This window comes from Zarconia navalis LEGE 11467, from assembly GCF_015207075.1.
GTDB lineage: Bacteria > Cyanobacteriota > Cyanobacteriia > Cyanobacteriales > Geitlerinemataceae > Zarconia > Zarconia navalis.
Window position 1 is genome coordinate 1 of sequence record NZ_JADEXN010000062.1, and the last position, 14,017, is coordinate 14,017.

Sequence of the window (14,017 nt, forward strand, 5' to 3'; positions counted from 1 at the left end):
TACAAATACACCAGTTAATGGCAATTTGAGATGGAGTTTTATCCCGCGATGCGGCCATTTCTCGGACAACCTCTAAAAGCTGCTTAATTCCCGGTATCAATTGCCGAAATAATACCCCGCGAAGACCTTTAGGTAAATTATCATTTGAATATTTTCCCGTCAACAAGCCCAAGGCTAGAGGACTGTAGGCAATGAGTTTGATTCCCAATTCATCGCAAACCTCTTTGATTCCCAGTTCGGTTACCGGATAGGTAGAAAGGAGGGAATATTGAACCTGTAAGGTGGAAATGGGAACGCCGCAATCGCGAAATCTCTCAAATACCCATTTCAATCGTTTCGATCCGTAATTCGACAACCCCACACCCTTCACCAAACCCGCTTCGTACAGGTCAGCTAAACCATCTAAAAGTGCTCGTTCTTGCCAAGGAAAATAGTTGGCTGTAGACCAATGCATCTGCGCTAAATCTACATTTCGTCCCAACCGTTTTGCCGATGCCTTGCACGCCTTCACCATTGCCCCCCGCGTCAATCGCCAGGGATAGGCCGCGAGTTTGGTTGCCAAACAAATGCGATCGCAATTCAACCCGGCATACTCGTTGGCAAATCGTCCCAACAGCTTCTCGCTTTGTCCGTTGAGTTTCCCCGTACCGTAAGAATCTCCCGTATCGAATAACGTCACGCCGTTGCTAACGCAGAGTTGGAAAACCTCCTGCAATCCCGCATCCATACTTTCGTCATATCCCCACAGCAGGCGGTTTCCCCACGCCCAAGTTCCGCATCCCATGGGGGGTAGAGACAAGGTTGAATTAGTTGGCATTGTTTCCGGTTTTCGATCGGGTTTTTCTCAATATCCCATATTCTGAATTCGGACGTCGGAATTCAGAATTCGGAAAGAAGAGGGGGAGAAAGATACTTAAATCGACTTTAATCGAACGAATAGCCCGCAACGATCGGCAGGTTTTGGCTGCTCGATCGAGTCTTCAAGAAAAGCAAAAGTCTCGGCAACATTCCCTGTTAATAAATTGGGAACCCATCGATTCGACGAGTAGATAAAACCATAACGACCTGCCCGAAATTCTTGCTCTCGCAGAGCTTGTAGTGCCGAGTTAATATCGGCGCGATAAGGGGTAAAGTAATGCCAAGGATTTCCGCCCATCGTGCAACCTCGATCGTGACTCCGATTCGATCTTGTCCTATCGAATGAATGTCAAATATCCGGCTATCTCCGTCAATTTTGCGTAGGATACAAAGTAATCTCGATTAACGATGTTTCAATGTCCAAATTTACCAGATTCATCCTAAGTGCGGGACTTCTGAGTATTACAATCGCCCTAATTTTCTCCCACCCGCGATCGTTCGCCCAAACTCCCGATACTGCCACGGAGACTCCCGCTTCCGAAACGCCCCAAGCCCAAGCCGATCGATTGCGGGATTTAAGCTGGCAACAGTATACCGATCGGGAATACCAAAGCGCCTTAGAATCTTTCGATCGAGCCTTGGTTTTGTACCGGGAACTCGGAGATCTGCGAGGGGAGGGAGTCATCCTGAGCAATATCGGACAAGTCTACAATGCTTTGGACGATCTCGATCGTGCTATCGATTACTACCAGCAGAGTCTAGCTCTCTTTCGCCAAACGGGATACTTGCTCGGCGAAGCGGCATCCTTGGGTAATCTGGGCATGGCATATCGCGCCAAAGAGGAGCACGAACGAGCCTTAGAGTATTTCCAACAGGCTATTGACGCTTCCGAGAACCTCGATACCCCCACTGGAGAGGGGTGGCTGTTGCAGATGCTCGGCAGTACTTACCAAGCCCTTGGAGAGGTTGATACCGCCCTCGACTACTACCAACAGTACCTCGATCTAGCCAGGGAAAAAGGCGATCGCGCCAGTGAGGAACAAGCGTTATTCCTATCTCGAACAAATGTCCGACGCTTCGATCGTCCATTTAGCCACTCACGGATTGCTCGACGATCTCGATGGGTTGGGCGTTCCCGGCGCGATCGCCCTTGCCCCCACCGCAACCGATTCGGGTTTGCTCTCGGCAACGGAAGTACTGAATTTGAACCTCTATGCCGAACTCGTAGTTCTGAGTGCCTGCAATACGGGACAGGGAAAAATCACTGGAGATGGTGTCGTGGGATTGTCGCGCTCTTTCATTACCGCCGGGGTTCCCAGTTTGGTGGTTTCTCTGTGGGCGGTTCCCGATCTTCCCACGGCGAACCTCATGAGTGAGTTTTATCATCAACTACAAGAGAATTCTGACAAAGCCAGCGCCCTGCGAAGCGCGATGTTGGGGACGATGGAGCAATATCCCGAACCGATTGCCTGGGCGGGATTTACTCTCATTGGCGAAGCCCGGTAGTTTTGTGCCGACTTACTTAGCAGCATAAAACTACCGGGCTAGACGAAGGAATCAGAGGAGGCGATCGCCTCCTCTGGAACGGCTGGTGAATAATTTGGGGTATCAACGATATTGTTGAACTTGTCACCCATCGTTGTAGGGTGGTCTGTTATTTCGATCGAATATTAAATATCGTTCTACCGAACAACCACTCACCCGATCGCGAATCCTTACGTCAAATACCGGGTATTCGGAATGATGCCAAAGAACGCATACTCGTACCAAGTCGTCCACACAAAGCTACGAATCCAACGCCGCCGCTTCTCGGGATGAATTTCGTAATCAAACGCGCCCCGGCTGGGATCGATCGAGGCTAAATGCTTGTTACAATCGCATCCATGCTGGTACGTTAAGCCGTATTTCGAGGCAATGCTCTGGAGTTTCATCTGGATGGCAAATACTTTTCCGGCATGAAGCACCGCATCCCAGGCGCGTTTGTGGTCGCGATCTCGCGGATCGTAACGCAACGCCCGTTCTTCAAACAAGTCCTCTTGGTAAATCGGCGATAAATTGACATGGTAGAAACTCGCCGGTAGTTCGTAACCGAACTCCTCAAACAAGTCCATGCCAATGCGAATGACGTTAATCTGACTTTGGCGATCGCCGCCGGCCGACTCGAACTGCTTTAAAATTGCCGCAAAATCTGGATAGCTGCGAACTTGGAAATCCAGTCCGTAGAATTCGAGAGTCTCCCAAGCCAACTGTCCGAATAGTTCGCAGAATGCCGGTCTTAGATGAGCTAATTCCGGGCGTTCGTCGAATAAATCCACCTCGCCGCGATCGAGTTTGTATTGGAACAACTGCGCCATTTCCACGCAACTTTCGACATCGGGTTTACCGATCTCGATCTTACCGCTGGCAATCTCTTGCCAAACCGGTGGCAGTTGAGAAACCTCAACCGCATTTTCTCCAGCGATCGCTCGCACCCCAGGCGCTTCGACTAGAAGCATTCGTTACCTCCAATACACGTACGTATAGATATACCTCACGGAATTTATCGCCCTCGTTGGAGTCTGTCAATAGACGATCGATCCCTTTTTTGAATTCGGAGGCGCGGAGTTCGGAATTCGGAAGCCGGCATTTGGCAAGGGAAAACGGGGGAGAAAGACTTTCACTCTTTCTCCCTCGTTTCTTTGCAAATACTCACAAGATATATTCCCCGTTCCCTGTCTTCCCTAAGACTCTTCCTTAAAAAATGGAAAATCCGTATATCCTTCTTTCTCAAACGAGTACCAAACACTTTGGTCGGCAGGAGGATTGAGGGGCCAATCGTTGGCGAACCGTTCGACTAAATCCGGATTGCTGATGTAGGGTCGTCCAAATGCGATGAAATCTGCTGTCCCTTCCTCAATCGCAGCTTCGGCCGCATTGCGATCGTACCCACAATTTCCCATTAGCGGGCCGGAAAACACCTGACGAAATTCCGCCAGCGTCATCGGTTCTCCCAGTTCGTGGAAGCCAAAGGCCAACCCGTCGAGAAAATGGAGATATGCCAGTCCGTATGTGTCTAACTGTTCGGCGACGTAGAGAAAGGTTTCCCGAAAGTCCGGCGAACCCATATCGTTAAAAACGCCGTTGGGAGACAAACGAACGCCAATGCGATCGGCTGGAAATACCGTACTCACCGCCTCAACAGTTTCTTTGAGAAAACGAGACCGATTTTCTAAACTCCCCCCATAGCGATCGCTGCGCTGATTGGTTTTCGATTGCAAAAACGTATCGAGTAAATATCCGTTTGCCGAGTGAATTTCGATGCCGTCGAAACCGGCGCCTTTCGCCCGTTGGGCCGCCAAACGATAGTTTTCAACAATTTGGGGGATTTCCTCGGTTTCCAACCCCCGAGGCACTTCGTGGGGTTGCTTGCCGTTGGGGGTATGAATCTCATCGCTCTCGATTTTAATCGGCGATGGGGCAACCGGAAGTTGACCGTCGGGTTGAAAGCTACTGTGGGAGGCCCTGCCGCAATGCCAAAGCTGGAGAAACATCCGCCCTCCGGAAGTCCGAACGGCATCGACGATCGATTTCCAGGCGTTTGCTTGGGCATCGGAGTAAATCCCCGGCGTATGCAGCCATCCATTGGCTTGTTGGGAAACGACCGTCGCTTCGGAAATAATCAAACCCGCCGAAGCCCGTTGGGTGTAATATTCACGCATCAGGGCATTGGGCATTCGCGTTTGACCGGCGCGCGATCGGGTCAGTGGGGCCATCACTACGCGATTGGGGAGGGTAAGATCGCCGATTTTACCCGGATTGAGTAAGCAAGTGGTTCGATCGCTCATTCCCAAATTTTCTCCAAAACTCTCGTTTCACCGCTTGGATTATCCCACAGTAGGTGAATTCGGAATTCGGAGTTCGGAATTCCGAATTTGGAGTTTGGAATTCCGAATGAGGTCTATTGGTTACAAATCCAGCAATCCGTATTTTTGTTGCATTGCCAACAACTGCACCCGCGCTTCCCCAGAATTTTGCGCTAAGTCGGCAAACTCGACAAATCGTTTGAGTTCTTTTTTAAGCAAATTCCGTTCCACTTCCCAAGTCTCGCGATCGAGTTCTGGGGGCAGGACGATGAAATCGAACAGGGTTGCCCGTTTTTTGCCTGGATGGGGCCGGAGAATGCGCCCTCGCCGTTGGATAAATTGGCGGGGATTGCTGCTGCTGGCCAAAATTGCCGCCGTTTGAATTGCCGGAATATCGACTCCTTCGTCCAAACAGCGAATTGCCACTAATCCTTGCAACTGGCCCGATTCAAACCGATGCCGCAGTTGTTCCCGTTCCTGGGGGGAAGTTTCGGCGGTGTAAGTATTGATGCGATATCCGATTTCCCGTCCCAGAATCCGCGCCACCGCATCGAGTTGGGATTCCCCGGTGGCGTTTGTCGCCCCATCGCTGCAATAAAATAGGGTGTGAGAGGTGTTGCGCCGGGTTGCCATCAGTTGCCGCAAGGCTGTTAACTTATTTTCGGCGGCCCCGATTAAGCGCGATCGCTGCATTAACAGGGCCGTCAAATCTTCGGGAGTCCCTTCTCGATGACCGTTCTTCTCGCGATCCATCAATGCCCAGCCGATGCGCCGCGTTAATTTGGCATATACTTGCGATTCCCCATCCGTCAGCTGTACGGGGATGGGATAATAACGATAAGGAACGAGCGCCCCTCGATCGATCGCATCGGCAAGGGTCAGTTCCGGTTGAAGAACCGGGCCGAAATAGTCGAGTACCGCGTCGGTTCCTTCCTCGTCGAAATACCGTTCCGGTGTCGCCGAGAGTGCCAGACGCAAACCGAGATGACGGGGCAAACTTGCCTCTAAGCGAGGGGCCCCGAGATTGTGGGCTTCATCGCCAATAATAAGGGTCTTTTCAGGAAAATATTTGAGCTGGGAACCGAAGCGATCGCCCATGAGGGTCGAATTCGTGGTGATGACGGTTAGGAAAGTTCGATCGCCGCTGCGCAGGGTGTAGAGACTCGTAGATAGGCGATCGAACCACTGGCGCGTACTTTCAAATGCCAGCAGGGGTTCGAGTCCAAATTTCTCGCACTCTCGACCCCATTGAGTCACTAAATGGCGATACGGACAGACCACCAACAAAACTTGCAAACTAATGCGCCGATAAAGTTCCGTGGCGATGGCAAGGGCCGCGATCGTTTTGCCACTTCCGGTGGCCATTTTTAGAGTTCCCCGCCCCCGATTGGCAAACCAACTCTCAATAGCTTGCTGTTGATACGAACGCAGTTCGATGGATGGGGGAATCTGGGGACATCCCGCGATCTTTGTCCAGGTATATCCTCGCTCGACCATGTTACCTAAAAGTTTTCGAAAACGTTACTAGGACTTTTGATGATTCGACTTCCGCCTAAAGTTTGGCAAGCTCGTTGGTTATTGTTTATAACGGTGATATCCTAATTTTTTGTTTTTAAGTTTAGTTTGTTGTAATGAGTCGAACAGATTTTAAGCGAACTTTAACCAACAAGCTGTTTCTATCTTACAACTTTTCTTGAAACAATCTCTAGCTTTCACAATTCTCAATTAAAAATGATTCAAAATACAAATAGAACGTCTGTTCGATTTCCAACTGGAAAATGGTATCGAGGTTTAAGATTTCAGGGTCTTTTAGGGGTCTGTGGAATGGGATTGTGGATCGCTCTAGGTGTGACCCTGGTGATGAATACTCGAGGCAAAGAACTAATTTCCAATGAAGCTTCTAAATCCATAGAACAAGCCGGGAATAATGCCGTTTCTAAACTAGAAGCTCGATCGGGAGAAATTGCTGCGTTGACGCGAGGACTCTCAACAACTGTTGAAAACTTACCCAAACAAGAAGAAACCTTTCAAGAAATCGTTCCCAAAATTATTGATTTTAATAACGACTTAGATGTTGCTGGGGGTGGAGTTTGGCCCGAACCTTATCGCTTTGAAGCCGACACCGAACGGAGAAGTTTCTTTTGGGGAAGAGATGAAAGTGGAATTTTACAATATTACGACGATTACAATCAGACCCCCCAAGGTTATCACAATGAAGAGTGGTATGTCGCCGTTCGCCACGCCAAACCGGGAACTTGTTCTTGGAGTGAGTCGTATATGGATCCCTATTCTTATCAGCCGATGGTGACTTGTACCGTCGCTACATTTGAGGATGAAGAATTTACAGGAACGACAACCATCGATTTGAAATTAGAAGGTTTACAAAATTTAGTATCTTCTTGGCAAAATATTACCGGAGGTTACGTTTTCATTTTAGATCGGAACAATAAGTTTATTACATTTCCCCAACTCGACTTAGTCAAGAATTTTAGCCAAGACGATCTCGGTAAAACTATCGAGGAATTTATCTTTCTCTCGGAACTCGCTCAAAAAGACTCTGTCTATTTACCTTTATCCGAAGCGCTAGATATGATGAATGAAGAGATTTTAGAATTGGCGCGACAGATGCCAGACTACAATCTCGAAATTGCAGAGCGAATCAATCGAGATAGTTATCAAATCGATCGCGAAAATGCTAAGTTACTCACGGCAGTTATCCTCGATCCTTTATCTCAATCGCTTTTGGAATCTAAGCTATATTCTACTATCAATTTACCTGACGATCTTATTTTAAAAGAGCCTTCAAAAGCATTTGTGTTTCACGTCCCAAGCTCTTATTGGAAGTTAGTAATTGTTAAGCCTATTTCAGAAATTGAAGCTGTTGGAAATCGAATTTTTAATCTGATTTTTTTATATGTTGTTATCACTACATTTATTTGCATTTTTATTGTGTATTATGTATTGAGGAAAACTTCGATCGAACCACTTCAAAACTTGGCTAGTCATATTATGGAAATGGGGCATCTAGTCGAAAAGGATCGAATTCAAGATGTTAAAAAAATTGAGGTCGACCGAATTTTCGTAAATGAAGTTCAATTTGTTGCTCATACATTCTCGACAATGCTCGATCGACTTCAAATTTCTCAAGAAAAATTAGCAAACTACAATCATACTCTTGAAGCAGAAATTCAGAAAAGAACGCAAGAATTAGTAGAAAAGAATACCTCTCTCGAGTCAACCCTGACAGAACTTAAAAGTACCCAGTCTCAACTCATTCAAACCGAAAAAATGTCCGGCTTGGGTCGATTAGTGGCTGGGGTTGCTCACGAAATTAATAATCCTGTTAGTTTTATTAAAGGTAATATCTATTATATCGAATCTAATACAAAAGAGCTAATTGAAATTGTTGAATCTGAGTTACAAGATAATACATCTCTTGAAAATAAGCTAGAAGACATTGAATATGAATTTTTAAAAGAGGATTTATTAAAAGCAGTTCGATCGATGCAGATTGGGACTGAGCGAATTGAAGAGATTGTCCGATCTTTGAAAAACTTTTCACGAATTGATGAAGCGGAAGTTAAAAATGTCGATCTTCAGGAAGGGCTGGATAATACTATCTTAATTCTGAGTTCTCAAATTAAAAAAGGTGTAAAGATTATTAAAGAATATGATTCAATTCCCTCCCTTGAATGCTATCCTGCACAAATTAATCAAGTCTTTATGAATCTTTTAGCTAATGCAATTGATGCATTGCTAGAAGAAGAAATACCATCGAAAAAGATTTGGATTGCCACTCGATATATTAAAGAAGCACAAATTGTTGAAGTCGAGATCCGCGATAACGGGCCGGGCATCCCTCCCCACATCCAACAAAAAATATTCGATCCCTTCTTCACAACCAAACCTATTGGTAAGGGAACGGGTTTGGGTTTAGCCATTTGCTACCAAATCGTCCAAAAACATAAGGGGGATATTACCCTGCATTCGGAACCCGGACAAGGAACGCGGTTTACCGTCACTCTACCGGTTGGATGAGTAGAAAGCGCGATCGAACCAGCAGCGATCGTAAACGGGGTAGGCGCTGGGGCACCAGTGGTGTCAACTTAAAGTCTGGAGTCGTAAAAATCGGTTAAATGTTGAGATACAGCCGCCAGAGCCACTCGAGCGTGCTTCCAAAGAAGTTTACGAGTAATCTTTACTATAATCTGCCGATATCTTTGCGATTCCTTCACCTAACTCCTCTCTAGCTTTGGGACACTAGGAATTAAGCAGATACCATCAGAAGAGGCTCCCCCCTGGCTTTTACGGGTCACTCCGGGGGGTTTTTTTTATGGATCGGTTGTTTGTGAAAAGAAGGAAATGGATGCTAGAGGAGCTGGGGGAAAGCAACAGACAATCGATAACGAAAAATATGTTATTCTCCCTTGTCTCCCTTGTCTCCCTTGTCTCCCCTGTCCCCCTCCTCTTCTACTGGGGTGTTTGCTGCAACTCCGGTCGTTCTTCCGCAACGATCGCCCCTTCCACCGGACACACTTGCAAGCAAATGCCGCAATCGATACAGGTGGCAAAATCGATCCAGAACCAATCCGTTCCCTTAGTATTTTTTCCGGGACCTTCGTGAATGCAAGCCACCGGGCAAGCTTCCACGCAATCGGCAACCCCTTCACAGGTATTCGTAACAATCGTATGTGGCATTGCGTACTGGGCTAAAACTGGGTTAATTTCGATCGCGAATCGTCGCGCGACCTTCTCATTCTACTGTTTGAGGCAGCGTCTCGATTTCCGGCGTGCCATCGGCATCGATCCAGGCAATCTGAGTAATGCGGCGATCTCGGGCGTAGTTACGGGTGGCAGTCGAAGTTTCGCGAATCTCGAGTTCCACTTCGACTCGTACCAAGTGAGTCGATTCCCGCAGCTTCTGAGCGTAGGCAAACGTTGCCGCGCGAGCGCTAGCGGTTTTGGGAACCACCAGCCAATGACTGGCTGGGGTGCGATCGGGCAATTGCCCCGTGGGCCCTAGAACCCGGTGTAAGTCCTCGATATTCCACGAGAAACCAATACCGGGGCAGTCTTCCCCTTGAGGATGGTAAAGCCCTAAAAGTCGATCGTAACGCCCGCCTTGACCTAAAATTTGCGCCCCGGAATCCGGCGCGCCCACCACCTTAAACACGATCCCCGTGTAATAGTCGAAGGTCTGGATCAAACTCAAATCTAGCACCCAGGAATCAAACATCGAGGTATCCCCGGTTGCCTTCCCTTCCTGGTTCAAGGCTTCGTGACTCGCGAGTAAATCCACCAGAGATTTGAGATCGTTCAACGTTTGGCGGGCTGTTGGATCTAAATCGAGTGGAGATAGCCGTTGCAGCACATCCGCCGGACGACCGCGTAAATCGAACAGAAATAGCGCCCGATCGCGCAGTTTGTCGGACATGGGTAAGGTTTCGACAGCCACCCGATCGAGATTGGCGATCGCCTCGCGCACTTGTTCGCGCAAGAATTCGGGAAACGGTTCGAGGAGCGATCGCGTCAGTCCTGCTTCCCCCAAAATCACCGACGATCGATGTAAACCCAGGCTAGTCAAGCAGTCGGCGAGTAGAAGTAAAATCTCCGCATCTGCGGCGACACCCCCAGCCCCCAACAACTCCACGCCAGCTTGATAAAATTCTTGCTGTTGCCCGTGTCCGACCTCGAGACCGCGGCGAAAAACATTGGCATTGTAGTAAAGTCGCTGGGGAAAAGTTCCTCCCGCCATCCGAGTGACGGTCGTCCGGGCGATCGAAGCCGTCAGTTCCGGCCGCAGACCCAACACTTCATCCTCTGCATCTTGGAACTGAATCGTGGTCGATCTCCGCACGGCACCGCCTGCGACTAAGGTATCCAACCGTTCTAGGGTGGAGGTAATAATCCGGTGATAGCCCCAGCGCTGGAAAACCCGTTGCAGGCGTTTTTCGATCCAGCGCTTTTGTGCAACATCGACCGGGAGGAGATCTCTAGCCCCGGTTGGGGGTTGATAGACTGTCATTTACTTCTTTTTCCCGCCAAACAAACCACCAAACAAACCACCGCTCGATTTATCGGATTTGCCCTTGACCGTACCCGTCTTTTGCCCTCCAGTCGAACTACTCGCCAGCAGTTGGTTGAGCTGTTTGCGCGCTTCTAAAGCGACGGGTTCTTTTACATTCAGCTTCAGAGCTTGGGTCACGTGCTTTTTGGCCAAGGTGATATTAACACTCGACGGTTTGAGTTGATTTTGCTTGAGATAAATTGTACCCATCAAAGCATGAACGCGACTATTATTCGCATCGAGCTTAAGAGCATCTTGCAACTCTTTGCGAGCCATCGTCAAGCTATTGAGATTATTGTTTGTCATCAGCCCTTCCGCTCGCTGGCAATGGCGATCGATATAAGCGCTTTCTCGTTTTTCCGATGTAGGTCGATCGGAGGTTGGCGGTCCAGACACGGGGGGTCTAGTAACGGTTTTTTGTTCTTTTTTAACACCTCCGCCATCGCGTTCTTTTCGCAATAGATACACTAAATTCAGCTCGCTCATTTGCGCGATCGTATCTAAGGTTCCATCGAGATCTTCATACTGTTTCGTCGCTAACGTTTCCAGAGCATTTTTATAAGCGCGCTCGAAGTTATTTTCCTTCGATAGCTGTTTGGCTAGATCGCTCCCGAGGGAGATCGATTGACGATCTTGAATCAGGCGTTTGCCCATCATTTTCAGCAAGACGACATATTCATCTCGCTCGCGATCGTTGGAGAGTTTTGCATAAGCGGGATTGACTAACTTCGATAATAAAGCCTCCGCAAGTCCTTTATCCTCGGCTTTGCAAATATCGGGATGCAATCGACGCGCAATACTCATAAATCGCTTGCGGATCTCCCGAGCGCTAGCATCGATCGGCATTCCTAATACAGCATGATGATCGAAAAAATCAGACTTGAATAGTCCTCGGTCGAAATCAAATGACATCATACGTTCCACCACCTTCAGGCCATTTCTATTTATCTACTTTACTCTGGTTAGTTAAAAGTCTGCACCTGTCGTTCTGCTAACCTTGACTGATGTCAAGAAATTGTGTTGTGGGTTGATTCGAGATGTTTCCCCCCAATCGGTTTTCGATGATGTCTAATCTATTTAAATGTGCGAGCGCTTAACACGACAGTTGGAGAGCTGAGTGCCTGACAAAATTGTAGACTTCACCCACAGCACTAAGGGCGCTCGATCGGCTCGCGCTATCGTGCCTGTACTTGCAAAAGTTCCGCACTCAGCGCATCGTGGATAGCGGTATTGGTGGCGAGAATTCGACCCGATTCGAGATCGAACGGACTACCATCGTAAGCCGTCACCCGACCCCCGGCTTCGCGCACCAACACAATTCCCGCGCTCACGTCCCAGGGAGACAGACCCCGTTCCCAGTAACCGTCTAGCCGTCCGCAAGCCACATAAGCTAAGTCTACCGAAGCCGAACCACTGCGCCGAACCCCTTGAGTTAGATGAGTTAGATGGCAAAATTCGGCATAATTATTATCTGAGGTTTCTCGGCGATCGTAGGCAAAACCCGTCACCAGCAAGCTTTTTTCTAGCTCTTGGGTCTTAGAAACGCCGATGGATTGGCGGTTGTAAGTGGCCCCTAAACCCGTTGCACCTCGGAAGAGTTCCTGGGTAAAGGGGTTGAACACGACCCCAACCGACGGCACGCCGTCAATCAGGAGTCCGATAGAAGTAGCAAAAAAGGGAAATTGGTGAGCGTAGTTCGTCGTTCCATCGAGCGGATCGATCGCCCAGCGGTATTTGCTGGGTTTGCCTCCGAGCGCTCCGGATTCTTCAGCGAGAATATTATGGTGGGGAACGTGGCGGCGCAAAATTTCGAGGATGACGGCTTCGGCCGCTTTGTCGGCATTGGTGACGAGATCCCCAGGACGACCTTTTTCTTCGATACTGTCGAGTTTCCCCCAGAAGGATTGCAACACTGCACCGGCTGCCATGGCAGCTTCGGTGGCAATATCGAGGAAAATTTGCAGTTCGTCGAGGGGTTGTTCTAAAGTGCGATCGCTCATTCGATTTTCAATGGTAGATTGTGGGCTTCTCTAACCTTGACGATTTTGCGGGTTGAAGCAGCAAGGGCGCAAGTATTTCACGATAATTTCTCTGAGGAGATGACAAAAGAGGAGTAGGGGAAGCGAAGAAAGCTGCTTTGCTTATAAGTGCATGTGTTTTAGATTCCGGTGAAATTGAGCTGGCGTCGCTGGGAGAGCGGGAGGAGAGTCAACCCTGGCAATCTCGTTCGATACCAATGAGCGATCGCACCAATTGTGCAAAGTATTCCCTGGCAGTGGAAGCAAAAAAAGTCCCACCTCGTTGAGGTGAGACCGTTACAGGCTCATGTCGATGAATCTATAAGATACGATGCAAGCCGAGTCGATCGCTTCACCCAAAAAGGCGATCGTCCACTCACTCCCCTGGTAATGGAAGCCAAAAAAAAGTCCCACCTCGTTGAGGTGAGACCGTTACAGGCTCATGTCGATGAATCTATAAGATACGATGCGAGCCGAGTCGATCGCTTCACCCACAAGACTTGTTTCCCATCACCCAAAAAGGCGATCGTCTACCCACTCCTTTGGCGATCGATACCCAGGACAAAAAAGTCGATTGCCGGGGAGAGTGAATGGATCTTCAAAAATGAGTCAAATGAGTTATTCTCCCCAGATCCAATTCCGCGCTCGGGCGCTTCCGAACTCTCCCCCCTCCTTGCTAGAATTGCCATAAAATAGTGCAGCTAGCTTCATCTGAGATTACTCGCGATCTCGTTCTTCTCGGTGGCGGACACAGCCACGCGATCGCCCTGAAACTGTGGGGGATCGACCCCCTTCCCGGCGTGCGACCGATCCTGATTACCGAAACCTCTCACACCCCCTATTCGGGAATGCTACCGGGTTACGTTGCCGGATTTTACGATTTTGACGAGTGCCATATCGACTTGCGGCCCTTAGCTGGTTTTGCTGGCGCTCATCTCATCCTCGATCGCGTCATTGGCTTGGATTTGAAGACAAATCGCGTTCTGTGCGCCAATCACCCTCCGATATCCTTTGACGTTCTTTCCATCAATATCGGGAGTACCCCCGCCACGATCGCCGTTCCCGGTGCGATGGAACACGCTATCCCCGCCAAACCCGTACCCCAGTTTCTCGATCGCTGGCACGAATTGGTCGATCTCGTCGGTCGATCGCCGCAAAAAACTCTAAATTTAGGCATTGTCGGCGGTGGTGCGGGGGGGGTGGAACTCGCCCTTACCATGTACGCGCGATTG

Annotated in this window: 12 protein-coding genes and 2 pseudogenes; 5 read left to right on the forward strand and 9 right to left on the reverse strand. The window is 48.9% G+C overall.

Annotated elements, in window-relative coordinates:
• Both IQ235_RS05190 and IQ235_RS05195 read right to left on the reverse strand, forming a co-directional pair.
• Positions 1-817, reverse strand: an 817-nt coding sequence (locus IQ235_RS05190; protein WP_264320434.1) for an aldo/keto reductase, incomplete at its 3' end; no start/stop codon positions are given.
• Between the two features lie 96 nt (positions 818-913).
• The gene (locus IQ235_RS05195) at positions 914-1,156 is read right to left on the reverse strand and encodes a hypothetical protein (RefSeq protein ID WP_264320435.1); all 243 of its coding nucleotides are present in this window, start codon (positions 1,154-1,156) and stop codon (positions 914-916) included.
• 118 nt (positions 1,157-1,274) lie between these two features.
• On the opposite strand from IQ235_RS05195, the pseudogene IQ235_RS05200 reads away from it, so the two are divergent.
• Positions 1,275-1,862, forward strand: a pseudogene (locus tag IQ235_RS05200) (tetratricopeptide repeat protein); the annotation flags it as partial.
• 52 nt (positions 1,863-1,914) lie between these two features.
• Positions 1,915-2,364 (forward strand): annotated as a pseudogene (locus IQ235_RS05205) (CHAT domain-containing protein); the annotation flags it as partial.
• Positions 2,365-2,573: 209 nt separating this feature from the next.
• Here the strand turns inward: IQ235_RS05205 and IQ235_RS05210 are convergent.
• The 3 genes from IQ235_RS05210 to IQ235_RS05220 all read right to left on the reverse strand — a co-directional run bounded on the left by IQ235_RS05210 (position 2,574) and on the right by IQ235_RS05220 (position 6,197).
• A complete protein-coding gene (locus tag IQ235_RS05210) occupies positions 2,574-3,353 on the reverse strand; it encodes a hypothetical protein (protein ID WP_264320437.1) in 780 nt (259 codons plus the stop codon).
• 225 nt (positions 3,354-3,578) lie between these two features.
• Positions 3,579-4,682: an alkene reductase gene (locus tag IQ235_RS05215; protein WP_264320438.1), complete on the reverse strand. Its 1,104-nt coding sequence runs from the start codon at positions 4,680-4,682 to the stop codon at positions 3,579-3,581.
• 120 nt (positions 4,683-4,802) lie between these two features.
• The gene (locus IQ235_RS05220; RefSeq protein WP_264320439.1) at positions 4,803-6,197 is read right to left on the reverse strand and encodes a DNA phosphorothioation system restriction enzyme; all 1,395 of its coding nucleotides are present in this window, start codon (positions 6,195-6,197) and stop codon (positions 4,803-4,805) included.
• 327 nt (positions 6,198-6,524) lie between these two features.
• Here IQ235_RS05220 and IQ235_RS05225 point away from each other — a divergent pair, with 327 nt between their 5' ends.
• The gene (locus IQ235_RS05225; RefSeq protein ID WP_264320440.1) at positions 6,525-8,738 is read left to right on the forward strand and encodes an ATP-binding protein; all 2,214 of its coding nucleotides are present in this window, start codon (positions 6,525-6,527) and stop codon (positions 8,736-8,738) included.
• A 432-nt stretch (positions 8,739-9,170) separates the two neighbouring features.
• Here IQ235_RS05225 and IQ235_RS05230 read toward each other — a convergent pair whose 3' ends face one another.
• From IQ235_RS05230 to IQ235_RS05245, 4 genes are all read right to left on the reverse strand, one after another.
• Complete coding sequence (locus IQ235_RS05230) at positions 9,171-9,398, reverse strand: ferredoxin family protein (protein WP_264320441.1); 228 nt, start codon at positions 9,396-9,398, stop codon at positions 9,171-9,173.
• 55 nt (positions 9,399-9,453) lie between these two features.
• Positions 9,454-10,725, reverse strand: a complete 1,272-nt coding sequence (locus IQ235_RS05235) for an ATP phosphoribosyltransferase regulatory subunit (RefSeq protein ID WP_264320442.1) — start codon at positions 10,723-10,725, stop codon at positions 9,454-9,456.
• Positions 10,726-11,682, reverse strand: a complete 957-nt coding sequence (locus IQ235_RS05240; RefSeq protein ID WP_319592546.1) for a J domain-containing protein — start codon at positions 11,680-11,682, stop codon at positions 10,726-10,728.
• Between the two features lie 260 nt (positions 11,683-11,942).
• Positions 11,943-12,767, reverse strand: a complete 825-nt coding sequence (locus IQ235_RS05245) for an inositol monophosphatase family protein (protein WP_264320443.1) — start codon at positions 12,765-12,767, stop codon at positions 11,943-11,945.
• Between the two features lie 255 nt (positions 12,768-13,022).
• On the opposite strand from IQ235_RS05245, the gene IQ235_RS05250 reads away from it, so the two are divergent.
• Together IQ235_RS05250 and IQ235_RS05255 are read left to right on the forward strand one after the other, a co-directional pair.
• On the forward strand, positions 13,023-13,481 hold the full coding sequence (locus IQ235_RS05250; RefSeq protein WP_264320444.1) for a hypothetical protein: 459 nt from the start codon (positions 13,023-13,025) through the stop codon (positions 13,479-13,481).
• The coding region (locus IQ235_RS05255; RefSeq protein WP_502652520.1) for an NAD(P)/FAD-dependent oxidoreductase at positions 13,481-14,017 on the forward strand (537 nt) is incomplete at its 3' end. The genes IQ235_RS05250 and IQ235_RS05255, both read left to right, overlap by 1 nt.

Coding starts and splice junctions, on each gene's coding strand:
- IQ235_RS05195 (WP_264320435.1), bottom strand. CDS start 1,156: ATGGGCGGAAATCCTTGGCATTACTTTACCCCTTATCGCGCCGATATT.
- IQ235_RS05230 (WP_264320441.1), bottom strand. CDS start 9,398: ATGCCACATACGATTGTTACGAATACCTGTGAAGGGGTTGCCGATTGC.
- IQ235_RS05215 (WP_264320438.1), bottom strand. CDS start 4,682: ATGAGCGATCGAACCACTTGCTTACTCAATCCGGGTAAAATCGGCGAT.
- IQ235_RS05210 (WP_264320437.1), bottom strand. CDS start 3,353: ATGCTTCTAGTCGAAGCGCCTGGGGTGCGAGCGATCGCTGGAGAAAAT.
- IQ235_RS05225 (WP_264320440.1), top strand. CDS start 6,525: ATGGGATTGTGGATCGCTCTAGGTGTGACCCTGGTGATGAATACTCGA.
- IQ235_RS05220 (WP_264320439.1), bottom strand. CDS start 6,197: ATGGTCGAGCGAGGATATACCTGGACAAAGATCGCGGGATGTCCCCAG.
- IQ235_RS05235 (WP_264320442.1), bottom strand. CDS start 10,725: ATGACAGTCTATCAACCCCCAACCGGGGCTAGAGATCTCCTCCCGGTC.
- IQ235_RS05240 (WP_319592546.1), bottom strand. CDS start 11,682: ATGATGTCATTTGATTTCGACCGAGGACTATTCAAGTCTGATTTTTTC.
- IQ235_RS05245 (WP_264320443.1), bottom strand. CDS start 12,767: ATGAGCGATCGCACTTTAGAACAACCCCTCGACGAACTGCAAATTTTC.